Source organism: Actinomyces urinae, assembly GCF_900119695.1.
In the GTDB taxonomy this organism is placed as follows: domain Bacteria; phylum Actinomycetota; class Actinomycetes; order Actinomycetales; family Actinomycetaceae; genus Gleimia; species Gleimia urinae.
On sequence record NZ_LT632547.1, the window covers coordinates 1,243,511 to 1,269,746 of the forward strand.

At 54.4% G+C, this 26,236-nt stretch carries 22 protein-coding genes and 1 tRNA gene; 14 read left to right on the forward strand and 9 right to left on the reverse strand.

The genetic code is table 11. From position 1 onward, the window contains the following. Nucleotides 1-48 precede the first annotated feature (48 nt). The 3 genes from BQ7114_RS07005 (at nt 49) to BQ7114_RS07015 (ending at nt 2,478) form a co-directional block, all read left to right on the forward strand. Nucleotides 49-132 (forward strand) — tRNA-Leu (locus BQ7114_RS07005). A gap of 309 nt (nt 133-441) precedes the next feature. After that, the gene (locus BQ7114_RS07010; RefSeq protein ID WP_230205999.1) at nt 442-921 is read left to right on the forward strand and encodes a hypothetical protein; all 480 of its coding nucleotides are present in this window, start codon (nt 442-444) and stop codon (nt 919-921) included. 129 nt (nt 922-1,050) lie between these two features. Beyond that, a complete protein-coding gene (locus BQ7114_RS07015) occupies nt 1,051-2,478 on the forward strand; it encodes an MBL fold metallo-hydrolase RNA specificity domain-containing protein (RefSeq protein ID WP_072343718.1) in 1,428 nt (475 codons plus the stop codon). A gap of 23 nt (nt 2,479-2,501) precedes the next feature. Here BQ7114_RS07015 and BQ7114_RS07020 read toward each other — a convergent pair whose 3' ends face one another. Next, a complete protein-coding gene (locus tag BQ7114_RS07020) occupies nt 2,502-3,863 on the reverse strand; it encodes a family 4 glycosyl hydrolase (protein ID WP_072344940.1) in 1,362 nt (453 codons plus the stop codon). Nucleotides 3,864-3,942: 79 nt separating this feature from the next. On the opposite strand from BQ7114_RS07020, the gene BQ7114_RS07025 reads away from it, so the two are divergent. From BQ7114_RS07025 to BQ7114_RS07050, 6 genes are all read left to right on the forward strand, one after another. Continuing rightward, nucleotides 3,943-5,031: a carbohydrate kinase family protein gene (locus BQ7114_RS07025; RefSeq protein WP_143236822.1), complete on the forward strand. Its 1,089-nt coding sequence runs from the start codon at nt 3,943-3,945 to the stop codon at nt 5,029-5,031. An 18-nt stretch (nt 5,032-5,049) separates the two neighbouring features. Continuing rightward, nucleotides 5,050-6,402 (forward strand): extracellular solute-binding protein, encoded by a 1,353-nt coding sequence (locus BQ7114_RS07030; protein ID WP_072343729.1) that lies wholly within the window; start codon nt 5,050-5,052, stop codon nt 6,400-6,402. A gap of 4 nt (nt 6,403-6,406) precedes the next feature. Beyond that, nucleotides 6,407-7,351 (forward strand): carbohydrate ABC transporter permease, encoded by a 945-nt coding sequence (locus tag BQ7114_RS07035; protein WP_143236823.1) that lies wholly within the window; start codon nt 6,407-6,409, stop codon nt 7,349-7,351. Beyond that, nucleotides 7,351-8,160, forward strand: a complete 810-nt coding sequence (locus BQ7114_RS07040; protein ID WP_072343734.1) for a carbohydrate ABC transporter permease — start codon at nt 7,351-7,353, stop codon at nt 8,158-8,160. The genes BQ7114_RS07035 and BQ7114_RS07040 overlap by 1 nt, the downstream gene beginning before the upstream one ends. A gap of 61 nt (nt 8,161-8,221) precedes the next feature. Continuing rightward, nucleotides 8,222-9,304, forward strand: coding sequence for an LLM class flavin-dependent oxidoreductase (locus tag BQ7114_RS07045; protein ID WP_230206000.1), 1,083 nt, complete (start codon nt 8,222-8,224; stop codon nt 9,302-9,304). Continuing rightward, complete coding sequence (locus BQ7114_RS07050; protein WP_072343742.1) at nt 9,297-10,466, forward strand: ADP-ribosylglycohydrolase family protein; 1,170 nt, start codon at nt 9,297-9,299, stop codon at nt 10,464-10,466. Before BQ7114_RS07045 ends, BQ7114_RS07050 begins: the two co-directional genes overlap by 8 nt. 92 nt (nt 10,467-10,558) lie before the next feature. On the opposite strand, the gene BQ7114_RS07055 is transcribed toward BQ7114_RS07050, so the two are convergent. The 6 genes from BQ7114_RS07055 to BQ7114_RS07080 are packed head-to-tail and all read right to left on the reverse strand — an operon-like array spanning nt 10,559 to nt 17,591. Next, nucleotides 10,559-12,487: an allophanate hydrolase-related protein gene (locus tag BQ7114_RS07055; protein WP_143236824.1), complete on the reverse strand. Its 1,929-nt coding sequence runs from the start codon at nt 12,485-12,487 to the stop codon at nt 10,559-10,561. 5 nt (nt 12,488-12,492) lie between these two features. After that, nucleotides 12,493-13,164, reverse strand: coding sequence for a cysteine hydrolase family protein (locus BQ7114_RS07060; RefSeq protein ID WP_072343748.1), 672 nt, complete (start codon nt 13,162-13,164; stop codon nt 12,493-12,495). Continuing rightward, nucleotides 13,161-14,105 carry a carbamate kinase gene (locus tag BQ7114_RS07065; RefSeq protein ID WP_072343751.1) on the reverse strand — a complete coding sequence of 315 codons (945 nt, stop codon included), beginning with the start codon at nt 14,103-14,105 and terminating at the stop codon, nt 13,161-13,163. The genes BQ7114_RS07060 and BQ7114_RS07065 overlap by 4 nt, the downstream gene beginning before the upstream one ends. Then, nucleotides 14,102-15,475 carry a YlbE family protein gene (locus BQ7114_RS07070; protein ID WP_072343754.1) on the reverse strand — a complete coding sequence of 458 codons (1,374 nt, stop codon included), beginning with the start codon at nt 15,473-15,475 and terminating at the stop codon, nt 14,102-14,104. The genes BQ7114_RS07065 and BQ7114_RS07070 overlap by 4 nt, the downstream gene beginning before the upstream one ends. A 2-nt stretch (nt 15,476-15,477) precedes the next feature. Then, on the reverse strand, nt 15,478-16,839 hold the full coding sequence (locus BQ7114_RS07075; RefSeq protein WP_195906733.1) for an acyl-CoA synthetase FdrA: 1,362 nt from the start codon (nt 16,837-16,839) through the stop codon (nt 15,478-15,480). A gap of 44 nt (nt 16,840-16,883) precedes the next feature. Then, complete coding sequence (locus BQ7114_RS07080) at nt 16,884-17,591, reverse strand: oxamate carbamoyltransferase subunit AllH family protein (protein WP_195906734.1); 708 nt, start codon at nt 17,589-17,591, stop codon at nt 16,884-16,886. A 169-nt stretch (nt 17,592-17,760) separates the two neighbouring features. Between BQ7114_RS07080 and BQ7114_RS07085 the strand changes: the two genes are divergently transcribed. Next, nucleotides 17,761-19,227 carry a PucR family transcriptional regulator gene (locus BQ7114_RS07085; RefSeq protein ID WP_072343763.1) on the forward strand — a complete coding sequence of 489 codons (1,467 nt, stop codon included), beginning with the start codon at nt 17,761-17,763 and terminating at the stop codon, nt 19,225-19,227. Nucleotides 19,228-19,232: 5 nt separating this feature from the next. On the opposite strand, the gene BQ7114_RS07090 is transcribed toward BQ7114_RS07085, so the two are convergent. Further along, complete coding sequence (locus BQ7114_RS07090) at nt 19,233-20,057, reverse strand: 5'-methylthioadenosine/S-adenosylhomocysteine nucleosidase (protein ID WP_072343766.1); 825 nt, start codon at nt 20,055-20,057, stop codon at nt 19,233-19,235. Between the two features lie 52 nt (nt 20,058-20,109). On the opposite strand from BQ7114_RS07090, the gene BQ7114_RS07095 reads away from it, so the two are divergent. The 4 genes from BQ7114_RS07095 (at nt 20,110) to nrdE (ending at nt 24,999) form a co-directional block, all read left to right on the forward strand. After that, entirely contained in the window at nt 20,110-21,633 is a 1,524-nt protein-coding gene (locus BQ7114_RS07095) for an L-serine ammonia-lyase (RefSeq protein WP_072343769.1), read from the forward strand. 446 nt (nt 21,634-22,079) lie between these two features. Then, nucleotides 22,080-22,328: a glutaredoxin-like protein NrdH gene (nrdH, locus tag BQ7114_RS07100; RefSeq protein WP_034508458.1), complete on the forward strand. Its 249-nt coding sequence runs from the start codon at nt 22,080-22,082 to the stop codon at nt 22,326-22,328. A gap of 101 nt (nt 22,329-22,429) precedes the next feature. After that, complete coding sequence (gene nrdI, locus BQ7114_RS07105; RefSeq protein WP_072343772.1) at nt 22,430-22,858, forward strand: class Ib ribonucleoside-diphosphate reductase assembly flavoprotein NrdI; 429 nt, start codon at nt 22,430-22,432, stop codon at nt 22,856-22,858. Then, the gene (gene nrdE, locus BQ7114_RS07110; protein ID WP_072343775.1) at nt 22,843-24,999 is read left to right on the forward strand and encodes a class 1b ribonucleoside-diphosphate reductase subunit alpha; all 2,157 of its coding nucleotides are present in this window, start codon (nt 22,843-22,845) and stop codon (nt 24,997-24,999) included. The genes nrdI and nrdE overlap by 16 nt, the downstream gene beginning before the upstream one ends. 96 nt (nt 25,000-25,095) lie before the next feature. On the opposite strand, the gene BQ7114_RS07115 is transcribed toward nrdE, so the two are convergent. Continuing rightward, nucleotides 25,096-26,043 (reverse strand): Abi family protein, encoded by a 948-nt coding sequence (locus BQ7114_RS07115; RefSeq protein ID WP_230206001.1) that lies wholly within the window; start codon nt 26,041-26,043, stop codon nt 25,096-25,098. Nucleotides 26,044-26,236 lie beyond the last annotated feature (193 nt).

Below are 26,236 nucleotides of genomic sequence, written 5' to 3' on the forward strand. Positions count from 1 at the left end.
GCTGAATTTGCCTCACAGGTTTTGATTTTATATGCTGATCTAGCTTCAGCCCGGGTGGCGGAATTGGTAGACGCGCACGGTTCAGGTCCGTGTGCCCTTACGGGCATGGGGGTTCGACTCCCCCCTCGGGCACTCAGTTTGCCGCAGAATCATGCGGTTTTTGCGAAAAGCAGAACGATATTGCTACATAGAGTGCTACACCCCCTGGACGGAGCGAATAGTCGCGATTGAGATTTTTGCTTTGGGGCCTTGATGTGTCTCGTCATTGTTCCGTTTCTGGTTTGGTAGTTTCCGGTTATTGCGACGCGCTCAACCTAGGTCGGCTAGCTTGTAGCTAAGAGATACGAGTGTCGAGTGACGTTATGAAATGGGCGGAAAGAGCAGACGATGGTTGAAGAGGATGGGGCGGGCAAGACTCGCGCGTACCGTACATTTCCGAAAATGTGCGGCTTGATTAAAGAAGATTTAGAGCGCGTGTCAGATGGTTCTAACCCGGTAGTGGCAGGGTTTGACCGCACCGGTTACATCATCAACACGCTATCGGCGTTGCGCGATTACTCGGCGGGAAGCTTTTTTAGCGGAAAACCAGAGCTTGAAGTGCCGGTCTTGGACGTGATGATCGACCAATACAAACGCTACGGGCACTTCATACAGGCAAGGCCCTGTAGGGATGCGGTATTGCACTGGCTCGAGATGGAAGAACGGGCAGGGAGCGTGGGCGTTATGCCGTTCACCATGTCGTACTTCGACATCATCGGCGGGCGCGTCAGAGAGGAAGACGAACCAAGAGGATCAGAAACGCCATACAAGCTAGAGGACTGGATCAAACGCGCTGAACCATACTTTAGCGACCTGGTAGAGCGCTATGCGCTCGCGGTAAACGCGATGGTGCACGAAGAGGCGAATAAGTACTACAACTAGCTCCCGGGGCACCTATCCGACCACCCCGGCGGATTGCCGTGCCGATATTCGCCCAAGCCTCCCCCTGCGAACTAGTGTGTGCTGCGTCATACTGGAAGTGTCTCGATTGCAAACGGATGGGTGAGGGACATGAGCGATTCGCTTGTTAGCTGCAGGTTTCTTGGTGCGGCTGGAACCGTGACCGGATCGAAGTATTTGTTAGAAATCGATGGCCGTAGGGTGCTGGTTGACGCGGGCATGTATCAGGGCGATAAGAAATGGCGTGTCAAGAACTGGGAGCCGTTCTCTCCAAGCCCGCAAACTATTACCGACATTTTGGTTACGCACGCTCACGCTGACCACGTCGCTTACTTGCCGGTGCTTGTGAAGCAGGGTTTTAAAGGCTCGATTTGGGCTACTAAGGCAACGATTAAACTCGCTGAGATAGTCCTGCGCGATGCCGGCAACCTGCAGGTGAATGACGCGAAGTCAGCGAAAAAGGGCGGCTACTCTAAGTATGAGAATCCGCTGGCCCTCTTTACTCCAGAGGACGTGGAGAAGACGCTGCAGTATTTCCGCCCCGTTGAGTTTGATGTGGAAGTTGATTTTGGGCAGTTCTCCGCCCGCTGGGTACCGGCCAGCCATATCCTCGGGTCGGCTTCGATTCTGATAAAGACAGAGGGCACGCGGATCCTCTTTTCTGGCGATCTGGGCAGGGAGAACCCGTACCTGCTGAAGCCGCGCGGGAAAACCCCGGCAGCGGATTGGGTGATTATGGAATCCACGTACGGTGACCGGTTGCATGAGGTTGCCGAGGTGCCGCACGAAGAAATGGCGCGCGCGATCCGTGACACCGCGGCGCGGGGTGGAAAGATAGTGATTCCCGCATTTGCGATTCACCGTACAGAGTCGGTGCTCGCCCAGCTGGTGTCAATGATGGGCGAAGGGCGAATCCCGGATCTGCCGGTGTTTGTGGACTCGCCGATGGGCCTGCGCGCCCTCAGCGTGTACGAGGAGTTTGCGGATGAAGAGATGCGCAGCGGTATTGATAAGGAAGACTTCCTGGGCATTCCGCAACTACAACAGATGCTGAGCGTGGAGGATTCGAAGAAGATCAATGAGTTCAAAGGCTCGTGCATCATAGTGACATCCTCAGGAATGTTGGAGGGCGGCCGCGTTTTGCACCACCTGCAAAGGTTGTTGCCAGATCCGAAGAACTGCCTCATTATCACCGGATACCAGGCTGTGGGAACGCGCGGTCGAAAACTGCTTGAGGGTGCGGAATCGATCAAAATGCACGGCTGGTACGTGCCGGTTCGCGCTGAAGTTACGCAAGACCGCGAGTTTTCTGCGCATGCCGATCGTGACGAGCTTTTGCGTTGGGTTATGCAAGCTGGCCAAGGCGATGATGACGAGGCGGGGAAGGCCCCGCACGCGGTGTTCTTGACGCACGGTGAGCCGCGGGCAGCCCAGGCGCTGGGTGAGCGAATCAAGCAGGAGCTTGGCTGGAATGTGGTTATCCCCCAGTTTGGCGAGGTTGTGAGGCTTGCGCCAAACCCGGACTGGGTCAGGGATTAACGCAAGCCGCCTCTAACCTGCGGCTAGTCGTGTCCGCGTAGCACGGCTTGCAGTCTTGGGTCCTCCAAGTAGCCGTCCAACACGTTGCGCGCCACGGCAATCGAGTCAACTAGCGGGTGGCTTGCAATAGCGTGCCAAGCGGCCCCCTCGTTGGATTCAAAGAACGCGCGTAACAGTTCTTCTTCCACTGCCTTGACCGTTGAGACAAGGCCAAATTCGGGGCCGGTTAGGGGCGCAACCTGGTGCGGGTGGATGCCGCCAGCGTCAACCGTGCAGGGAACCTCCACGACTGCGGATTCGGACAAGCCTGGAACCAGCAGGCCGCTTGGCCCGTCGCCGTTTGCCACGTTCAGAATCATGGTTGCGGGCTCGCCGTTGGTGATGGCTTTCATGATGTTGAAGGCAACCTCTTGATAGCCGCCGCCCATGTCCTCATTGCGGCGCCCGGCCCGCTCTTCCTCGGGACGTGATTCAGCCATGTAAGTGGCTTCGCGCTCGTTGTGCGTGGCCTGCCACAGTTCGGCTGCCTGCTGCGGGTCGGCCGTTGCGGCCTCGTAAAACTTTTCTTGCTGAGCGCGCAAGAACTCCCCGCGCGTCTCACGCTCGTCCAGAATGCGTTGCAGTGATTCGCGCGCGTAGTAGTAGTAGAACAGGTATTCGTTAGGCAGAGCCCCGAGAGTGCGCACCCAGTCGAAGCCGAGGATGCGGGCCTCTTCAATATGATCGAGCATCTCGTCAGATGCGAGCAGCTCGGGCAGACGGTCAACTCCGTCTACGCGTAGTTCGCGCAACCATCCGAGGTGGTTCAGGCCAACATAGTCAAACTCAACCTCGCTTGGCAAAACGCCTATCGCCGCGCACGCCTTACGCATGAGGCCGATCGGGGTGTCACAAATGCCAACGACGCGGTTGCCGAGCACCGTGCGCATTGCCTGCGTGATGATACCGGCCGGGTTGGTGAAGTTGATGACCCACGCGTTTGGTGCCACTTCGCGCGCAGCCTTCGCTAAACGCATGGCTTCCGGCAATGTGCGCAACGCGTACGCATTGCCGCCCGGGCCAACCGTTTCTTGCCCAATAACGTGGTTAGAAAGAGCCACTCGCTCGTCGCGAACACGCCCATCGGTGCCGCCTACGCGGATTGCTGAAAATACGAAGTCCGCGCCAGTAAGCGCCTCGTGAAGATCGGTGGTCGCAGTGATTCGAGGCAGGCTAGGCCGGTCAGAATACAATCCGCGGATCACGTTTTCGATGACGCCCATTCGCATAGTGGAAACGTCATACAACGCCACGTCAGTGATCTGGAATACAGAATCGTGCTTTGAGAGGACGTCCAGAACTTGAGGGACGCGAAATCCGCCGCCTCCAGCGATCGTTAGTTTCACGGGCGAACACCTTTCAGATCGAAGGAAAAGCACAGTCTCTTGCGCATACCTTCTTATCTTATAAAGTCTGCCTGCACGCGTGAACTATCCGTTATGGGGCCGCGGAGTGTTTGTCATGAACGAGATGTGGGGCGATACTGATCGAAACGGTACGCAGAAGGAAGCAGGCTGTATGTCCACCGGCGCAATAGCGGTTTGTGGCCCAACGTTCTTGGACGTGGTGATGGCTGGGATGCCACATGCTCCAGTGCTGGGCGAGGAGATGTGGGTTGATTCTTCGGCGCTTACCGCGGGAGGCGCTGCCAATCAGGCGGTTGCTGTGGCGCGGCTGGGCCATCCGGTAGAGCTGATAACTCGCCTCGGAAATGATCGGGCGGGCCAGATCGTGCGGTCAGTGCTTGAAGAAAACAAGGTTGGCACCGCGTATGCCAATTCCGTTGAGCGCCAGTCCGTAACTGTTGCGCTTGCCTGGGACGCAGACCGGGCAATGGTCACCCACGGGTCGGATGAAGGTGGCGTGCTACCGGAGAGCTTCACTCCTTCCGTGCTAATCGCAGACCTGCGCGCGATCGATAAGAATGTTGAAGTTGTTAAGCAGTGGCGCGCTCGCGGCACGAAGGTGATTGGTGACGTCGGTTGGGATTCAACGGGCGCGTGGCGCACCAGCGACCTGCTTCCGCTTGAACACTGCGATTATTTTGTTCCCAACGAGACCGAAATATTGCACTATGCCCGCTGTTTTGATGTTCGCCAGGCCGTTTCGATGATCGGTCAGCTGGTGGAAACCGATGCACGAATAGTTGTAACAAGAGGCGGTCGTGGCGTGGCTCTGGGTCCAGAAAACTACCAGACTCTGCCCGGTATCGCGGCCCATGTGGTTGATCCAACGGGTGCGGGCGACGCGTTCAGTGCCGGGCTCGCGGTAGCTGTTGCTAATGGGGCAACAGATAGTGAGGCTGTGTCTTTCGCCCTCCTTCTAGGCGCACTATCGGTTACCAAGACAGGAGGAGCGGGCTCTACTCCTACCGCTTCAGAGCTAACAAAAATGATTGAAGAGCTCGACATTCCTGGGTCATACGATTTGGGATTCGTTCATCAGTTTGTAAAAACATTCGAGTTTAAGAACCAAATAGTTTCGTCAGATGAAACACTAAAGCAGACGAAGTAATTGTCGAAAGGGAGGACAATGAGGCCTGCAAAGTTTATTGCACCTGCTGCAGTTGCGGCTGTGGCACTGATGCTTGGAGCATGTGCTCCCGGACCTTCTAACGAATCGAGCCCCAGTGATGGCGGCGCGTCAAGCGAAGTCATCACCGATATTTCGAGCTTGCCGGAGCAGACTCTGACGGTTTGGGACCAGGAGGTTCGCGGAGGCCAGGACGAGCAGATGAAGCGCCTGAACGAGGCGTTTATGAAGAAGTATCCAAACATCACCATTGACCGGGTTTCGCAGTCGTTTGATGACCTACAAACCACGCTTCGCCTCGCGCTTTCGGGTGATGACGCTCCCGATGTTGTGGAGGCGAATAATGCGCGGTCAATGATGGGTCAGTTCGTTTCGGCAGGGCAGATCATTCCGCTGGATCCATGGGCGGAAGCTTACAAGTGGCGGGATCGCTACTCTGACAGCATTCTTTCTTACTCTTCGTATTCGGATGACGCTACGAAGTTTGGTGAAGGATCGCTTTATGGCTTGCCGCAGGTAGGCGAGGTTGTGGGCGTTTTCTATGCGCCTTCACGACTCGAAGAGCTGGGGCTGCAGGTACCGAAGACGTGGGATGAGTTCAGCGACCAGTTGAAGACCATTAAGGACGCAGGTAAGACGCCGCTTATGCTCGGTAACGTAGATAAGTGGCCGGCGTTCCACCTGTTTGGCGCGGTTCAGGCCGCTCACGTTCCGGCGGATCAGGTGCGCCCACTTGGTTTCGGTAACGCGGGTGCTACGTGGAAGTCGGAAGAGAACGTTGCGGCAGCGAAGCAGTTGCAGGACTGGGCAACGTCCGGTTACTTCAACGAGGGCTTCAACGGTGTTGACTATGACTCGGTATGGCAGAGCTTTGCCAAGGGTGATGGTATCTACCTGATCGCCGGTTCTTGGCTTGCTCCGGATCTGATGGAGGCTATGGGTGACGACGTTGCATTCATGGCCCCACCTATGGCATCGGATAAGCCGGCAACAACTGGTGGCACGGGCTTGCCGTTTGCGATTACGTCCTCGGCAAAGGATCCGAACGTGGCCGCGGCATACATTGATTTCATCACCTCTGATGAGGCCATGCAGGTGCTTGCCGACACGGGCAACGTGCCGGTTAATGATGCTACGAAGTATGCGGGCGGAACCAAGGGTGTTGTGGCAGACGTTTTGAACGTGTTCACAACCGTTTCTGAGGATGGCGAGATTCTGCCGTACCTGGACTACGCAACTCCGACGTTTGATCAGACGCTTGGTGATGCGTTGCAGCAGTTGATGGCGGGATCGATGACTCCGGAGGCATTCTTGGATGCCCTAGAGGCGGACTACTCCGGTTTTGCGAAGTAGGCACATGTCAACGGTTTCTAACGGTCCGCGCGCAGACTCAAAGAGTGGCGCTGCGCGCGGATCGGCCGTGAAATTTAGCCAGACTAAGCGGGGCAGCAATACGCTGGCCGCGCTGGCTTTGATGGCCGTGCCTTTCGCCGTGTATGCGGCGTTCATGCTCTATCCGTTGATCCGCGTATTCCAGTTGTCTTTGTATAAGTGGGATGGGCTGGGTTATTCAACGTTTGTAGGCTTTTATAACTACATTGAGACGTTTTCGAATCCGCGGTTGTTGGCAGCGTTTTCGCACGCGCTGATTTTGATCATTTTTTACGCGGTTATTCCCCTGTGCGTGGGTCTGGTTTTGGCGTCGCTATTGACAAGGTCACAGATTCACGGCCTGGGATTTTTCCGCACGGTGGTGTTTTTGCCGCAGGTGATCGCAATGGTGGTGTTAGCGATTGCGTGGCGGGGAATTTACGCCCCGGACGGGCCAATTAACGGGTTTTTGCGTGCGATTGGTTTGGGATCGTTGACGAGGGCGTGGCTGGGTGATTTCACGTTTGCTCTGCCTGCGGTGGGCTTGATTGGTTCGTGGGTGAGCCTGGGCTTGGTAACGGTGCTGTTGATGTCTGGGATGGCTGCGATTCCGCGTGATTTGTATGAGGCGGCCATGCTTGACGGCGCAGGCAGGGTGCGCCAGTTCTTCGCAATAACTGTGCCGTCGGTTCGCGCGGAGATAGTTGTGTCTTTGACCTTGACGATTGTGGCGGCTTTGAAGACGTTTGATCTCGTGTATGTGACCACGTCGGGCGGTCCGGGAAGTGCCACAACCGTGCCGTCTTACGAGGTTTACTATCAGGCGTTTCGAATTGGCGAGGTAGGAACAGCCTCGTCGCTCGCAGTGGTGCTGACGCTGGTGATCTTCTTGATTAACTTGGCCCTCAACCTGGTGGGGGAGCGTGAATAATGAGGCCCTCGCGTACGGAACAACTGATTAATTACGTGGTGCTCACGCTGTTTGCAGCGGGAGCGTTGATGCCAGTTTTGCGGATTCTGGTGCTGTCATTGCAGCCGGAGTCTTTTGGCGGGCAGGGCTCATTCCATTTTGAGAACTACGCGGCGGCATGGGAGCAGGGGCGTTTTTCGGTTTATATGCGTAACTCGATAATGGTGGCGCTGCTGGTGGTGACGGTGGCGCTGGTGTTGTCAATAGCTTCCGGTTATGTTTTGGGCGTGTTGCGCCCACGCGGGGAGAAGATCCTGTTCTTCACTTTCTTGCTGGGAATCATGGTGCCGTCTGAAGCAATCGTGTTGCCCTTGTTTTTTGATTTGAGGTCGCTGGGGCTGACGGACACAATTTGGGCTATTGCACTTCCCCAGATTGCGCAGTCGCTGGCTTTTGGAACGTTTTGGATGCGCGCGTTCTTCAGAAGTGTGGATAGGTCTTTGATTGAGGCTGCGCAAATAGATGGGGCCGGAAATTTGCGGCTTTTGAGGTCGGTTTTGGTACCGCTCGCCGTGCCAACAGTGGTTACGCAGGTGGTGCTGACGTTCATGTGGACATGGAATGACTTCCTCATTCCGCTGGTCATGTCGCCTTCGGGCAAGATGCGCACGGCACCGTTGGGGTTGGCGTTCTTCCAGGGCCAGTACACGCAGGGTTCTAGCCTGCTAGCTGCGGGGGCTGTGCTGGTAGCTTTGCCGATGGTGATTTTGTACTTTGCGCTCCAACGCCATTTCATGGCTGGAATGACAGATGGGGCAGTGAAGGGCTAGATTCAGAGTCTTTTGCAAGCCGCAGGTAATAATTGCGTTCACCAGGTGGCTTTTGCTGGGCATGGGTAAGCTTTCAGGTATTGGAGGATTAGTTATGCGTGTTCCACTTTCTATTTTGGATTTGTCACCGGTTTCCGCTGGTTTGGGCAGACGCCGAGCGCTGGATGATTCGCTTGAGTTGGCGCGCCTTGCGGAGAGCGCGGGATACAAGCGGTATTGGATGGCGGAGCACCACGGTTCTCGTTTGTTCATGTCGTCGGCTACCTCGTTGTTGTTGGCACGGGCAGCGGAGCACACCTCCACGATCCGTTTGGGGGCTGGCGGCGTGATGCTGCCAAACCATTCGCCGCTGATGGTTGCAGAGTATTACGGTACGCTCGCAACGATTTACGGCGACCGGTTTGATTTGGGCCTTGGACGCGCGCCGGGCACGGATCCGGTGACGGCTTCAGCGCTGCGGCGTGGAAGTGGCCAGTTGAATGATTTCAGTGTTGATGTGGCCCAGCTGGTGCAGTATTTCCAGCCGAGCCCGGTTGACGATTTCGGTCTTGCTGGAGCTGAGGCCGCGGCTTTCGGACTGTCTCCTAATCCCGCTTCGATCCGCAATAGGATCTTGGCGATTCCAGGGGAGGGAACCGAGGTTCCGTTGTGGATGCTCGGATCTTCGCTCGGTGGCGCCCAGGTGGCTGCGGCACTGGGCTTGCCCTACAGTTTTGCGTCGCATTTTGCACCCCAATACTTGCGTAACGCGGTAGCGACGTACCGCGCGAACTTTAACGCGGAGGCTCCCACGGCGCAGGTGGATCGCCCGGTGTTCATGGCGGGCGTGAATGTGTTGGTGGCGCCAACTCGGGAGGAGGCGAACTACCTGTTCACCTCTTACACGGATTGGAAGGATGGGCTTAGCAAGGGCAAGAACGAGCCGTTGTCGAAGCCTAATGCGGCCTTGCAGTATGACGTTGCAGCGCAAGGTTTGAACACGACGGCCGTGGTGGGCTCTCCTGACGATGTGGTGGAGTACCTGGATAGTTTTGTAGAGCAGTTCCGTGTGGATGAGCTGATTATCGTCTCTTACGCGTGGGATCCTGAGCTTCGCCGTCGGTCTTTCCAGCTTCTTGCCGACGCGTGGCTGGAGCGTGAGTGAATTAGGTGCGCCCACCCCGCAGCGCGGCAGGCTAGTGCGCGTGCGGCGCGAACATTCGGACGTGGCGCTATCTGCGGTGGGGGCGGTTTCGGCGATGGCCGTTGGGTCTGCCCTCGGCGTGCCGTGGGAGCTTGCCACGCCGCCCACGGACGCGCAGCGTTTAGATTTGCGAGGACGCAGCGGCCTGTTTGATGAGGGCGAGTGGGGCGCGGACGTTCAGCTGGCTGTTTTGGGGCTGGAGGTAGCGGCTCAGAGCGCGCTAGGTTCGCAGGCGGCACTCGATCAGTTGGCTGTGCGAGTGATGGCTTGGTATCGCTCGCATCCGGCGCAGGTGGCTCCGGGATTGCAGTCGGTTTTACAGTGGGCGGATCAGCCCTCGCTTGCGCCAGCGCATTTGCGGGAGCGGATTGAGCGAGCGCAGGGCGAGCCGTTGGGGGCCGCCCGTTTGGTGGCTGCGGCGAGTGCCCGCTGGGAGAGTTTGCGTCCGCGTGCACGCGTGGCTGGCAATGAGGTGTTTGCACTCATGGTGCCGGTGGCACTGTCTGCGGCGTTGGATTCTCGCGAGTGCACGCGGGTGAGTTTAGAGGTTGTGCGCATGGTGACGCCGGATCCGCGTACCGCTTTGCTGGCAGCCTCGTACGCGCAGTTACTGCGTGGGGCGCTCGCGGGTTTTGCGCCGGGAAAGCCGTGGCAGGAATGCCTGGACTGGCATGCGGCAGTTGAAAATGTTTCGGATGGAATCGGAAGCCTGGGGTCAGAATGTCCCATTTTTGGCGTTGAAGGCGTGGCGGACGAGGACGAAGCGTTCTTGCTGTCGATGCGGCGAGGTGATGATGCGGGCGTAGCGTCTGGGCTGGGTGCTGGTTTGGATGCGGTGTCGGTGATGGATCGCGTGTTGGCGGCTGTTCGGGTGGCCGAGTGGGAGCAGCGCGGCAATGCGCAGTTGAACCCGGTTTGGGTGGGGGTCAGTTCTGCGGTGCGCGCGGGCGGGGACACGGACACGGTGGCTTGCCTGGCGGGTGCGTTGTTGGGCGCGGCCGCAGGGGTTGGTGCGGTGCCTGCGGATCTGGCCAGCCAGGTGTGGGGTTGGCCGGGCTTGCGCCAGGATGGTTTACGCGATTTGGCAACGGCGGCGGTATATGCGGGCCTAATGCAAAAATAGTGAGGTTGTTTAGGAAATGTACATGGTGTAGAAAAGGTCGCGGTCCAATGCTGAAGCATTGGACCGCGACCCGGTAGTTTCTCTAGTAGAAACTATGCCTTCCTTGACGCGATGTACTTCTTCCATCCGCCGTGCTTAGAGATATCTGGATGTTTTATTGCCATCTCTTCGCTGTAAAGAATTCCTGGAACTACGCGACCATCAGCCAACGTTACAGGCCCGCGATATAGGCCTGCTGGCTCGCCTTCAATCACGCGAAGTAGGATTTCAGGTGACAGTTCATATAGCTCACCGTCAACTGCTACACCATCAGAAGCAACTTTGTACATGCCTGGGTGGATATCGTCAATTGTGTGTAGACGATAATTTGGTGCTGTTGCGATCTCTTCTTTAAACTCGGCACCGGCAAGGTTGTCGTGCAGTTCAAGGCCACGCATAAGTGTTCCATTAACGAAGAGTAATTCGTCTGGAAGCGTATCATCGTGAAGATTTCTCTGCCACCAAGCAAACCCGGCGAGAATGGCCGCGAGAACGATATAACCAATCGTTACGCCAGGTGACGCATTCACGCCTACCTCGTAAGCATTAATCAAACCGAAGAAGCTAAGTGCCGCTGAGATCAATGCAACTATGGATGCCGAATACAGTTTCTTGTCGATTACAAAGCAGGTAATTGCACCTAGCAGAATTCCAACCAGCACCGCACCTTGTCCAAGTAGTTTCATGCCATCGTAAATCACACCCGCGTCGACCAACGAAGCGATTCCCACGCTATCCGCTGTTGTGCCAGCGGCGGCAAGGGCATTCTCAACCTGTCCGGTCGCCCATTCTGCAAGGGACGGAATCATTGCAAGCACGATTGCAGGTGAGTAGCGGCTGGGTGATACATCGAATGCCTGGGAGCCGATGATCAGACCGATGTAGAGCAGAACCGGTACCAGTGCTTGCATCGGGAAGATTGCAAGGAATGTTGCAATTAGTCCGGTGGCGCAAACGATAGCGACAATGATGCCGGTTACAAGCGAGTATCCAATTCGGCCACCAACCTGTTTCCAGCCGGGGTGCCCGACGTATACAGCGGGCGGGAATGGCGAACCGAGGAAGGAACCGATGATGGCTCCAAGTCCATCCGCGGTCAGGACTTGCCTTACGGAGAATTTATCTCCTGCTGCTGCGGCGCTTTCCACGTTGGTCATGCCTTCCGTGAAGTTGTAAATACCGAGGGGAATAGCTGAGGCCAAAAGCGGTGCAATATCACCAAGTCCGACTATGACGTCATTAGACGGGATAGGAAGATAGAAGCCCACGTTAGCGAATGATTCCGCAACCGCAGACGGTACTAGAATTCCACTCCAACCTGCCAGAACGGCTATCCATGCCACAACCGTCGCGACAATCACTGCTACCAAACCAACAGGTGCATCGAAAGGCATACGCCTTCCAGCAAGCCAGCCAATGAGGATGAACGCGAATGCAATGAAGGCAATCCAGGGGGCTTGCCACATTTGACCAGCAGGCCGCATTGCGATGAACGTGATTGAGATACCAGCCAGGGCGCCAAGGAGTGCGGCGCGTGGAATAGCTTTTCGTATCCAAGGACCTATCATGGCACCGATTAGCACAATGCACCCGATGATAAATGCCCAAGCTAGCCCAGCCCGCCAAGCTTTAATCGCGTCACCGGACTGCAGGTATACGGGTAGCATGACAACGAATACAACTATGAACGTGTGCGGCACGGATGGGCCATAGGGAAGAGCTGTAACATCGTTCCTGCCTTCCTTCTTGGCAAGACTCCATGCAAGCCATGCATACCAGATGTTTCCTAATGGCAGTGCGATTGCTAAAGCTGGCAAGACACGACCATAGACTATTGTCTCCGGCATCTTGACAACAGCCAAACAGAGGCCAGTTAGAACGATGACGTTGAGGAGTACGTTAGTTCCCAGGCCAAATAGGCCATTCCAGTCCCCTTTAACCCAGAGCTTAGGTTTTGTAGTAGTTGCGGTCTGAATTGACATGGTGATCACTTGGCCTTATCGATTGATTCAATAAGAGTGGTGGAGTCACAAACCCAACCAATGATTGCACCCTGAGCAGAGAACTGTTCAAGCGCTGATTTCTTAAATTCTGGGAAGTAAGAGCTGGTGCAATCCGACAAGATAATGCACTCGTATCCGCGATCGTTTGCTGCACGAGCTGTCGACTGAACACAAACTTCGGTGGTAACGCCTGTGATGATGAGTGTCTTTATACCCTGGGCTCGGAGCATTACGTCAAGATCTGTTCCGTAGAAAGAATCTTTGCCGGGCTTATCGAGAATGACTTCCCCATCAGCGGGATAGAGTTCGGGGATAATATCGTGGCCTTTTTCTCCACGAACGAGGATACGCCCCATAGGTCCTTGGTCGCCGATGCGAAGTGATGGGTTTCCGCGGTCGCGTTTGGCGGGGAACAGATCCTTAAGGTCGGGCCTATGTCCTTCTCTGGTATGAATGATCAATAGTCCCATTTCTCGGGCTCTATCCAGCACCCGCTTCGTTGGCTCAATAGTTTCCCGTAACGGTGAGACATTGTTGCCGAGTGTTTCGCCGAAACCACCTGGCTCCATAAAATCGCGCTGGAAATCAATGCAAATAAGTGCAGTTGAAGCCGGATCCCATTCAACGCTGAATGGGTTGGCTTTTGTGATAATCATAGGTTCTCCTCCGTGATGTGTGTGCCACCGTTGCCTCTCATAGCTTCGGCAGCCGTGTTTATGTTGGTTATGATGACTTGTTTGCCTCCACCTTCTAGGAAGGAAAGAGCGGCCTCTATTTTTGGACCCATGGACCCAGCAGGAAACTGGCCGTCGTCTAGCCATTTACGCATTTGGGTACGGCTGGTCTCCAGGATGTTGCTTTCGTGTTCCGTGCCCCAGTTGAGAACGACGTTGGGAACGCCGGTAAGAAGTATTAGGGTGTTTATTTCAGCCTGGGCTGCCATTAGTGCAGAAGTGTAATCCTTGTCGATAACGGCATCGATCGGAACCAAACGTCCACGATTTTCTACAAGCGGTATCCCGCCTCCGCCGCCTGCGATCACGATTTGGTCATTGCGCATCAGGGTTGCTACTGCTCTGGACTCTAGAATGGTTTTAGGTTTAGGACTTGGCGCAACCCTACGAACCATTCCGCCGCGTAGTTCCACCGTGTCCCAACTGGTTGGAGCTTCCTGTTTAGCTAATGCCATTCCTATTGGTTTATTCGGATTGTTGAACGCTGGATCTTCGGCATCAACGACGCAGTGTGTAACGACTGCTACCACTGGATAATCAAGCCCTCTTTCACGGAAAGTATTGGAAATAGCATTGGCTAGAATGTGCCCGATTCCGCCTTGAGAATCAGCCACTGCCAGCCACAGCGGTAAACTTGGGATTTGGATTGACTTCGAATCTCTAGCCGACCGCTCAGCGCGTTGCATAATGAAACCAACTTGGGGCCCATTTCCGTGGGTAACGGTAACGCCGTGTCCATCTTCTACAAGATCAGCTATCAATCCACCTATGGCTTCTGCACGACGATTCTGGGCTTCTAAGGTGGGAGGTTCGTTCTCTTTAACTAACGCGTTTCCTCCCACAGCTACAAGTACCGATTTCATGTCAAGTTCCTCAGGCGTGCTATTTCTCGAATCGCGTTAAGGAAGACTTCCTTTGGTGCGCGGACGATGCCAGCGCCAATTTGTCCGATACCGGCTTGTTTGTGGGCAATTCCGGTGTTGATGACGGGTAAAATATCGGTTTCGGATACCTTTAGAACGTCGATTCCTGAAGGGCTGCCAGCAAAGTTCAATGGAGGTAATTGGAAAGCTGGATGCTGAGATATGGTGATGCGTCCCATCTCGACCGAAATTTTCAAAGCGTCAGAGGGAACACCGCCAACAAACTTCGTGATAGCCGGGGAAGCCGCCATAGCGAAGCCGCCGATTCCTAGGGTCTCCGTAATGGCTGAATCTCCCAGATCTGGATTCGCATCTTCAATGGAGTAGCCAGGGAAGAATAGGCCATCAGCAGGTCCTACTTCAGCAGTGAACCATGTGTCACCGGTGCCCGCAGTTTGTAGTCCGAATTGGACACCATTGCGTGCCATCGCAACCACCAGCGTTGAGTTTTCTGTTCCTCTCGCTGCATCCATGCACAACTTTGCAGCGGCCATAGATAGGTTCAGTGCGAAATGATCGTTTGAAGCAAGGAACTCAAGGGTCTCTCGACCTCTGTCCAGAGTTGATAAGAATGGCGCGAGTTTTCGTGTGAATAAACTCGTAGCAGCAACATTCCTGTTATGCCCCTCATCTCCCATTGCGAGTGCCTGGCCGAAGAGGGCAGTTGTATCTAAGGGGCCAGTCATCTCGAGACTGCTGTTCAAGGTCGGACCAAGAACATCGCGCATCCACTTCAGACGCTGTATGACTTCGTCGTCATAGGCTCCGAACCGCAGAACCTTTCCTAGGCCCTCGTTCATAGAGGCGTAGGCTTGTCGGTCTCCATCAGAAACTACAAATACCGGCATAGAGGGGGAGAGCACCCCTGCCATGGGACCCACGGCACCGTAATGGTGGCATGGAGAGACTTGAATTTCGCCAGAGTTCAGTAGGGTAAACGCCTCATCTTCGTTCGTTGCCCAATTTTCAAATATGCTCGCGCCAATCAGGGCTCCTTGCATAGGCCCGCACATTTGGTTGAAAGAGATAGGAGGTCCTGCATGGAGTAGCAGTCGTTGTTGCAATGCGGGGATTGCTTCTTTGGCTGGAATAATTCCTTGCAACTGTGGTCGTACTGAGTGAACCTTCGCAATTGCTTCCTCGTTAGCTTTGCGAGTCACCTCGTCATCCAGCATGGAGGTTAGGCGAGCGATTTCGATGTCTCCAAAGGATGGTGGCTCCCATTGCAGATGCACGACTCGGTCCGATGGTACGGCTTCAACGATCAGTGGAAGACCGATATTCAATATTGAATAATCTTTCGAAAACATGATTACTCCTTGGAGACTAGGTCAATGGCGCAACGTACTGCAGCGGCATTGGAAGGAAATACGAATATGCCTGCATTGCGAAGAATCTCGGCTTGAGATTGATAGCCTTGATGATCCTTCTCCGTTCCTGTTATTGACGCGAGAACTACCGGATCGTGCCCGGATTCTCGTGCTTTAGTGATCGCCTGGGTAAGGGGAGTGGCGGGATCAGATGACGATCCCCACCCAATAACTACATCAACTAACAAAACGTCTGTGTCTTCGAGATTTTCAATGAATTCGCTTCGAAGGTCTGGGGAGATCATCGGGTGAGGACGCCCCTGGGTATACTGGTCGTCACCAAGATCTAGTATGTTGTACGAAACGCCGGCTCGTTCGCAGAGGATCTCCGCCTCGTGAGCCAGCGTTCCTCCAGTGTAAAGACCCGTTATTTTTGATCCGTCAACAGATGTGTCGACGTGCGGCGTATCAAAGTCGAGTTGTTTCCTGAAATATGCGGCGATCTCAATGGCTGCGCCTTCTAGGGTGCCGCGGACAGTCATAGAAGAACTGCTGTCTTCTTCCCCGAGCAGGCATGCAATGAGAGGTTTGCTGATCTGCTTCGATACGACTTTGAGCTTTTCGACCAATTCCTTGGCAGGGGGCTTTGAAATCACAACAATTAGTTTTGTTTCAGGATCAGAGTCGAGTTTTTCGAGTGCTATGAACGTTGCAGGCCAGCGTACCTTGCCAGACAAGTCGCGGCCTCCGACGCCAATGAGTTGACTGACTCCAATGCCCGCCCGGTCAATAAGCGTCGAAACTTCCTGTGCGCCCGTACCCGAAGCAGAAACAATGCCGACATTTCCGTGGCTAATCTCGTTGGCAAATCCAAGGGGAGCTTGATCGATAATCGCAGTTCCGCAGTCTGGGCCCATTAGCAGAAGGTTCCGATCGTGGGCTAGTTTCTTTAGCCGGTCTTCATCTTCGATGGAGACATTGTCTGAGAAACAGAAGACGTTCAGATCACGCTTAAGAGCAGTCTCTATGACGGGTGCGGCGTAAACTCCTGGAACTGAGACCGTGGCTAATTCAGGAGTTGAATCCTTTAGGGCCTCATCAATAGTCTTCGGTTCGAAATCTAATGATTGTGAACCCTTAGTATTCACTTCCGCAGTGAGTTTCTCGTCCGCGAGTTTTAATGCTGCCGTGATCGAATCTGTATCAGTTCCTCGCACCGAAATTAGAAGATCATCGGGCCCCGCTTCTAAATCCTCCGGTAGCATGTTCGAGCGGGATAAAATGTCGAGGTTTGAAGGGGTTGCCATCACGACCCCTGCTTCGAGAATGCCTTCCATTTTTTGCAGGTCTGCGGCTAACGACATTAGAGTAACCGAGTCCCTGTAAAGGCGATGATGGAGACTGTACTCTAAATGGCTTGCTGACATTTTGACTCCTTGATTTTTAAGATTTGGACGGATTGAACAAGGAAACCCAGTAGAAAATCGATGCCCGATGTGTGCCCGATGCGTTGAGCATTCTCAATCACCCTTGTAGGTGGGTGCTTGCAACTCATTTGGTCAATTAAATCCAAGTGAATTGAGGCGAACTGTCTTTTATAGGCCCAAGACAGTTGATGTCTAGAGGCGCGGGTGGTATTCATTAGCCTGTTACGCGCAATTCGGCTCAATGATTTGAAGGTTGTTTCATCACCCGTCGAGAGACAGGCAGCAAGAGCCCCGGTAAGTATGTCGTCGCCGGCTGGTGTGGCCCCTGCGCCTGCGCCGATTAGAGTAGAGATTCTCTTCGCGTCCTGACTAATTAGGTTTTCAAGCATATGCACCGATACTGTGCTACTCGTTTGCGTGATTAGGAGAGCTTGCGTCAGGTATGTCTGATCGAGATTATGTCGTGTGAGAGTTAAATCTGGTCGTGGGATCAGCGTATTGTCTTGGAAGAATTCTCCCAGAGATACGCGTTGATGTACGGATACTGTCTTGGAAAACAAAGCAAAGTCTTTGTCGCTGATCTGCAGACCGCCGGGAACTAATCCACGTTGGGAGTTAGTTACAACTACGAGCTGCCCGCATTCAGTCTCAGTTACGACCGAGGAAGGCCCTTTGTATATGACTTCCACTTTTGAAAGGTCCCTTGAAACGAGCGGCTTTGCAGCACTGCAAACCGGCTCTATTCGATACGATAGGACGTTCATGTAACTCACATTAGGCACAGAAATAATGTGTGTCATCTCTCAAAAATGCCAGTATTATTTCTTATAATTGGCCAAAAAAGACAAAGGAGGTAGTATGGCAGGAATATCGTTGAACCAAGTCATGCAACTACCTGCCCTGCGTGACGCTCGCGTGGTTGCAGGGCGGGATGGGATGGGGCGCCACGTTCATTCGGTGAATGTCATGGAAGTTCCGGATGTGGAGGCGTTTGTTCGAACGGGTGATTTGTTGGTAACAACTGCCTATCCAGTTCACCACGACCCCTCGATACTTGTCCGTCTAGTCAAATACTTTCACGTGCGCGGTCTCGCAGCTTTGGCAATAAAAAAAGGACGTTATTTAGAGCACTGGCCTGAAGGTCTCCTGGAAGTTTGTAACAATCTAGGTTTTCCATTAATTGAACTGGGAGACAACTTATCGTTCGATGAAGTCATCGGAGAAGTGATGGCAGTTGTCCTCTCCGAATATGGGCCCGAGCCAAGCCGCGCCGATGCTATTCGCCAACAACTGACGGAAGTTGCTTTGTCCGGTGGAGGACTTGAGGATATTGCGCTGACACTAGCGGATGCATTGCTGAGTAGGGTGAATATCGTTGACCTTGAAGGCAAGACACTTGCAGTAGCGGATGCGGAATCTGTAAGAAATGCCCCCGAAGGGGTGCCGGACTATGAGTATGTAGAGTCATTTGAAATTACGGTCGCGTCTCTTCGCAAAGGGTACATAAAGGTATTTGCGGCCGGTCCCTTAACCATCGGCCAGAAACGGTTAGTGCAGCAGGCTTGTTTTGCGTCAGGCATGCATATTGCACAACAGCAGGCAACTATTGCAGTTAATGAACGCCTTCGTGCACTTGCATTAGAAGAAATTGTTCGCGGCACAGACGGTGGTGAATCCAGGCATCAGCATTTGTTTGATTGGCCTTTGGAAAAATTGGATACCGTCGTGGCCATTTCTAACGCGAAAGCTCTGCCTGATGAAACAGTTGTTCGCAAAATGTGGGGTAGATCCGCATTGGCATGGCTGCGTGGTGAGGATGTCATGTTGCTGTGCAATAGACAAGAGATTGGGCGTCCGATTGGTGAGGTGAGCCTAGAATTCTCCAAGTTGTATTCTCATGATGTTCGAGTTGGCGTTGGGGATGCGGTTGATGAACCGTTACAGTTGGTGCATTCCCATTCGACAGCGTTGGAGGCGCTACGTATTGCAAGGCTAACGAACCAAAAAGTTGGAATCTATGAGGAATTGGAGTTGGAGCTTCTTCTGCTTTCTTTGGGTTCTGTGCGTGTAGATCGATTTATAGATCGCAATATTGGCCCATTAATCACCTACGATCACAACAATAAAGGTGCGTTGGTCAACACACTACGCGAAGTGTTGAGCTGTCGTAATGGCAGGGAGGCCGCGGAACGTTTGTTTATCCACTACAACACCCTCAAGTACCGCCTTGAACAGATCCGAGATCTTCTTGGTGAAGATTGGGACAACCCTGATTTTCATGCTGGATTGGTTGTTGCGATCCAGCTACAGGAGCTACGCGACTAGTTGAGCTAATACATGTAATTTAGGAGATTCTCAGTAGCGTAGCGAGAAATCTGAGCCGCAACTTCGCCGTCAATGTGGAAGTCTTGGTTGGCGGCGGGTCCGCAAAGGTCCGAGACTGCCCGCACAGAAATGAACGGCACGCCGGCGCGGGTGCAAACCTGAGCGGCCGCAGTGGTTTCCATGTCGGCGCCGAGGGCGGCGGGGAAGGTCTCACGCATTTGCTCCACGTTTGCCGCGGTGATGAAAGCGTCAGAAGAGACCACTTGGCCAAACCAAACCTGGCCTGTGCCCTGAAGGTGGCTAGAATCCTCGGATTGATCGCAGTTCTCAGGACGGTCAGTCGCAGAACAATCGCTGAGCAGGGGCTCGTCGGCGAGGGCGGTTCGAGCTTTCTCTACCAGTGCCGGATCCGCGAAGTACTGCTCGGGCATGCCGGGCACCTGCCCGGGAGCGTAGCCAAAAGCGGTGGCATCGGCCCGCGAGTAGGTGAATGCCGTGCCAACAACAACGTCTCGCACACTTGTTTGTGCGCCCAGGCCACCCGTGGTGCCGCCGCACATGTATGCGCTCAAGTTCTCTCCAAAAAGCAGGTGCGCTCGGGCGGCCGCGCTCGCGGCGTTAGCCAGGCCAATGCCCGTGGTGATAACACAAAGTTGGAGCGGCCCCGCCTCACCCTCAAAAAGGCCTACACGCCAGGTTTGGCCCGCAATGTCAACGCTTGGCTCAAAGCTGGTGAGGTCAAGGAGCGGTTCGGTCTCCATATCCATGGCGGCCGCAATGGCAACCGTTTTAAGATCAGTGCTTGCGTGTAAATCTCGTAGGATGTGCATGTGCCCGCTTTCGCTGGTGTTTTGTAAAACTTAATTTAGCTCAAGGAACCCGATGGTTTTTGAACCTTCTGTCGCTCCGGCTCACGTGGATGGGCCAAGCCCTGCCGGCATGATTTCCGGTTTGATTGATGTTGAGGATTCGGTGCGCCCCCTGTCCGTGTTCGACATGTTCCGGATTGGCGTTGGACCTTCGTCTTCGCACACGGTCGGGCCGATGAGGGCAGCGCAGGCGTTCGCGCAGGAGCTTTACGAGCTGGATTTGAAGCCGCAGGTGGTGCACGCGGAGCTTTTCGGTTCGCTGGGTGCCACGGGCCGCGGCCACTCCACCGACCGCGCAGCGTTGCTGGGCTTGGAGGGCTACATGCCGGACACGGTTCCGGGCGAGGTGGTCACGGCAATCTCGCAGCGCGTGGAAAGCACGGGTGTGGTTAGTCTTTTAGGTGGTTGGTGCGAGGCCCGCATGGAGCCGATCGTGATGACTCCATTCACCGTCTTGCCATATCACGTGAACGCTCTGACGCTTACCGCGAAGCGTGATGGCAAGGAGTTCTCGCGCACCTACTATTCGGTTGGTGGCGGTTTTGTGATGGAAGACCTGTCCGATGATCCGCAGCGGCCAAACGTGCGGGCTCTCGCTACGCCGCAAGCGGCGCAGCTGCACGCCACGGCCGCTCCTTTCCCGTTCACCACGGCCTCGGCTCTGTTGCAGACCTGCGCGCGCGAGGGCTTGTCAATCTCGGATGTGGTTCGCGCTAACGAGGAAGCTGCGCGCTCGCGCGAAGATGTGGACGCTTACCTCGATTTGATTGCAAAAACGATGGAGGAATGCGTCGAGGCGGGATGCAAGACCGATGGCGTTCTGCCCGGTAGCCTGCGGGTGAAGCGGCGCGCGTCGAACCTGTTTAAGAGCCTGGGCGGGCGAAGTTCCGGCCCCGCGCAGGGTGATAAGTGGGCGTGTAGTGAGGACGACCCGCTTCGGGCGATGGATTGGGTGAACCTGTATGCGCTCGCGGTAAATGAGGAAAATGCGGCGGGTCACCGCGTGGTGACGGCCCCAACGAATGGGGCGGCGGGCGTCATCCCTGCGGTGCTTGGGTACCTGTGGCATTTCACGCCGGAGGGCGAGGTGAACCGGCTGGAGGCCACCCGCGAGTTTTTGCTGGCGGCCACGGCGATTGGGTCGCTGATTAAGACGAACGCGTCGATTGCGGGCGCCGAGGTGGGTTGCCAGGGCGAGGTTGGTTCGGCCTCGGCAATGGCGGCTGCTGGTTTGGCTCAGGCGTTTGGGGGCACGGCTCCCCAGGTGGAGAATGCAGCGGAGATCGCGATGGAGCATTCGCTTGGCCTCACTTGCGATCCGGTTGCCGGTTTGGTGCAAATCCCGTGTATTGAGCGCAATGCGATTGCGGCTGTGAAGGCTATTAATGCGGCGCGTATGGCCATGTGGGGCGATGGGCGTCACACGGTTCCGTTGGATGCGGCGATTGAGACGATGAGGCAGACGGGCCTGGACATGATGTCGAAGTATAAGGAAACTTCGGCTGGTGGTCTGGCCGTAAATGTCGTTGAGTGTTAACGAGTGTGCGACACGCCCGAGCGCACTAATTCTCTAGGTCATTTAACATCTGTCCACTCCACAGTGTCCACAGCATGTGAATATCTATTGTCCACAGTTTCAACAAGCCCTGAACCGGGCGCAGCGGCGTCTGGCTCGGGGCTTTCAAAATGTTTGTCCTACCCCTGTTAGACCATTGTTTATAGCCGGTTCCAAACAGTGATGCAGAGGGGGTGAGGCCGCGTATACAGGGCCGTTTCACGTCCACAGACAGCCGTCAGGCCGTCCACAGCCTCTCTTTCTTGAGTGAAGAAAAATGCTCCATATTGTGGTCGTGATGTAACTCAACCACTAGGTATAGTGTCTAGAAGTTACATACGGGCTAAACATCTAGTACAATCACATGAGTGTAGTTACAAGGCGCGGATTCGTCCGGGTCTTAGATAAGAATCGTTGAGGAGAATGCCATGAGCATCACCGTTTACAGCAAGCCGATGTGCGTCCAGTGTGACGCCACTAAGCGCGCGCTGAACAAGCAGGATTTGGTGTACGAAGAAGTCGATCTGACTGAGGATCCAAATGCGCTTGAGTTCGTGAAGTCGCTCGGCTACGTGCAGGCTCCTGTAGTTATGGCTGGCGACCAGCACTGGGCGGGCTACCGTCCGGATCTGATTAAGAAGATCGCTAAGGAAGCCGCCCTCGTAGTCAACGGCTAAAGCCAAACCCGGCCGTCACATTTGGTGGCCGGGTTAACTATGCAAAAAACCCTTTCGAATCAGAAGTACCCGTAAAACAGCAGTTGAGCAGAAGGTAAGTCATGTCGGAAAAGAAGAGTGTGGACAAGTACATACTTGTTGTGTACTTTTCGTCAGCGACGGGCAACACTAAGCGGTTTGTGGAAAAGTTGGGGTTTAGGAACTCGCGTATTCATCTGTTGCCGCGCGATGAGTTCTTGTATGTGCATGAACCGTACGTTCTGATCGTTCCCACCTATGGGGGAGGGAACTTGAAGGGCGCGGTTCCAAAACAGGTGATTAAGTTTTTGAACGTGAAAGAGAATCGGGATTTGTGCCGCGGAGTGATTTCGGGGGGAAACACGAATTTCGGTCAGGCTTACGGCCTTGCGGGTGATGTGATTGCTCGCAAGCTGGGTGTGCCACACATGTATCGGTTCGAGCTTCTTGGTACCAGCCAGGATGTTTCTAAAGTGCAAGAAGGATTGAGAGAATTTTGGCAGAAAATCTGACTGACACGGGGTTGGAAAGCGCGCTTCCGCCCGAGCTGGATTACCACGCGCTGAATGCTCAGCTGAATCTGTATGATCGTGATGGCAAGATTCAGTTTGATGCGGATAAGAAGGCCGCAAGGCAGTACTTCTTGCAGCACGTCAACCAGAACACGGTGTTCTTCCACACGCTGAAGGAAAAGCTCGACTACCTGGTGGAAGAGGGCTACTACGAGAAGGAAGTTCTGGACCAGTACAGCTTTGAGTTCATTAAGTCGCTGTATGACCACGCGTATGACAAGAAGTTCCGTTTCGAAACGTTCCTTGGTGCGTACAAGTACTACACGTCTTACACGTTGAAGACGTTTGATGGTAAGCGCTACTTGGAGCGTTTTGAGGACCGCGTTGTCATGGTTGCCATGTATTTGGCGCAGGGCGATGAGGAACTTGCGGTCAAGATGGTGGATGAGATTCTCTCGGGTCGTTTCCAGCCGGCAACACCCACGTTCTTGAACGCGGGTAAGAGGGCGCGCGGCGAGCTCGTTTCGTGTTTCTTGCTCCGCGTGGAAGACAACATGGAGTCGATTGCGCGCGGCATTAACTCGGCACTGCAGCTTTCGAAGCGTGGTGGCGGCGTGGCGCTGTCGCTGACGAACTTGCGCGAGGCCGGTGCGCCGATCAAGAAGATCGAGAACCAGTCTTCCGGCGTGGTTCCGGTAATGAAGCTACTTGAGGATTCCTTCTCGTACGCGAACCAGCTTGGTGCCCGCCAAGGCGCTGGTGCCGTGTACCTGCATGCGCACCACCCCGACATCATGTCGTTCTTGGACACGAAGCGTGAGAACGCGGATGAGAAGATCCGCATTAAGTCGCTTTCGCTGGGTGTGGTGATTCCAGACATCACGTTCGAGCTGGCGAAGCGCAACCAGGACATGTACCTGTTTAGCCCGTACGACGTGGAGCGCGTGTATGGCGTTCCGTTCACCGAGATTTCGGTTACTGAGAAGTACCACGAAATGGTGGAGAACCCGAAGATCCGCAAGAAGAAGATCAACGCTCGTCGTTTCTTCCAAACGATCGCAGAGATCCAGTTTGAGTCGGGATACCCCTACATCGTGTTTGAGGACACGGTGAACCGTGCAAACCCGATTAAGGGCCGTATCTCTATGTCCAACCTGTGTTCGGAGATCCTCCAGGTGTCGGAGCCCTCGGAGTACAACGAGGATCTGACGTTCGCGAAGGTTGGTAAGGATATTGCTTGTAACCTCGGTTCGATGAACATTGCGAAGTCGATGGATTCGCCCGACTTTGGACTTACGGTTGAGACGGCTATCCGCGGCCTCACCGCGGTTTCGGGTCTGGCAAATATTGCGGCTGCCCCGTCCATTGAACGTGGTAACCAGATGTCGCACGCCATTGGTCTTGGCCAAATGAACCTGCATGGATACCTGGCTCGTGAAGAAATCTTCTACGGTTCTGACGAGGCGTTGGACTTCACGAACATGTACTTCTACGCCGTGGTTTACCAGGCGATTAAGGCGTCCAACAAGATTGCACGTGAGCGCGGGGAAACGTTTGTTGGGTTTGAGGATTCGCAGTACTACTCGGGTGAGTACTTCAAGAAGTACATTGAGGGCGAGTGGGTGCCGAAGACCGATAAGGTGAAGGGCCTGTTTGCAAGCTCCAACGTGTACTTGCCGACCCCTGATGATTGGCGTGAGCTCGCGGCGAATGTGCGTGAGTACGGCATGTTCCACCAGAACTTGCAGGCGGTTCCGCCTACGGGTTCGATCAGCTACATCAACAACTCGACGTCGTCGATCCACCCGATTGCCTCAAAGATTGAGATTCGTAAGGAAGGCAAGATTGGGCGCGTGTACTACCCGGCTCCGTACATGACGAACGAGAACTTGGAGTACTACCAGGACGCCTACGAGGTTGGTCCGGAGAAGATTATCGACACGTATGCTGTGGCAACTCAGCACGTGGATCAGGGCTTGTCGCTCACGCTGTTCTACCCGGACACGGTTTCAACGCGCGACTTGAACAAGTCTTACATTTACGCGTGGCGTAAGGGCATCAAGACGATGTACTACATGCGTATTCGTCAGATGGCACTTCAGGGAACCGAAGTTGAAGGCTGTGTTTCCTGCATGCTGTAAAGGCTGACTGAAGAGGCGCGGAGCGTCTGGAGGATTCCAGAGCTCCGCGCCTTTTGCGTTCGATCGAACCGTTATCCCGTGGACGCACGAGTGATTTCAGAATTTGCCGTTCCATTCCTCGGGTAATCCAAGACTTTCTGGATCTACAAGAGGATTGGTCAAGAAGTCATTTTGTATGAGGCTACTGACTTTGTCTGGCCACGTGGTTTTCGGTGATGTGGTGCGAACTAAATTTGCCATTACCACTAGCGCGCCAAATATTTGCTCGCTTTGTCCCTCGGGTAGGAGGGCGAATTCGGGTAGTGTGCGTAATGCAGGTGTGGGTGCTGGGGCAAATGATTTGTTCCAAAGTCTGGCGTGGTGCGCACAGTAATTGCGCACGATAGTTAACTGTTCCATCCAACGGACTAGAGGGGACTCGCGTTTGACCTTTTCCTGCTGCAATTTGGATAGTTGCTTGAGGTCTAGTTTGATTCCCATATCTTCGGCGATAGCTCGTTGGTCGGATGCAGGTAATCCTTCATATAGGCGTGAAATGTCGGAGAAATCTAGAACTTCAGTCAGCACCCAGAATGGGTATTCTCCTTCGTATTCATCGCGGTAGTGCTTAATGGCCTCATTGCGAGCCCCTGCACGAGAAATTCTCTTTTTGGCAGTAACCATCCACTTTTTATGATCGAATTTGGAGCGGAAGATTCTCGGATTTGTATACGCCAGTGGATCTTTTTTGACCAGTAGTTCACTCACACGTGTGCGCATGGCGATCTCAACTCGTTCCATACCATCGTGAACAAGAGCACGTAGTTTCCGATCCGCTTCGTAAAGTGCAACGGCGTCGCTGAAGCTAATTCCTGGTTTGAGTCGATCGGTTAGTCTTCCTTGAGCATCCATTACTCTGGCTGGATACCAATACGCTGACAAACGGTAGTAACTCACGTAAGTGAGCCACTGCTCAGCCAAGGTGGCGTCTACTTCCATGCCACGATCTCGCAACCGTGCTACGTGATCAACAATAGTGGCTGCTTGTTTTATTGCTCTGGTCACCGCAGTTACTCCGAGCCTAGATAGAGATCCAGCCCGCTCTCGCATGAGGTCGAGGCGGGCTGAACGATTGCGTCCATCGTATAACAAACTGGTGCATATTTGCCAGATGGCATTTTAGTGAAGCAGACAATAATCCGGCTAGTAGTAGCGTGAGCTTCAGGTCTTCTATTTACACCCACTTTGACTCTACGTG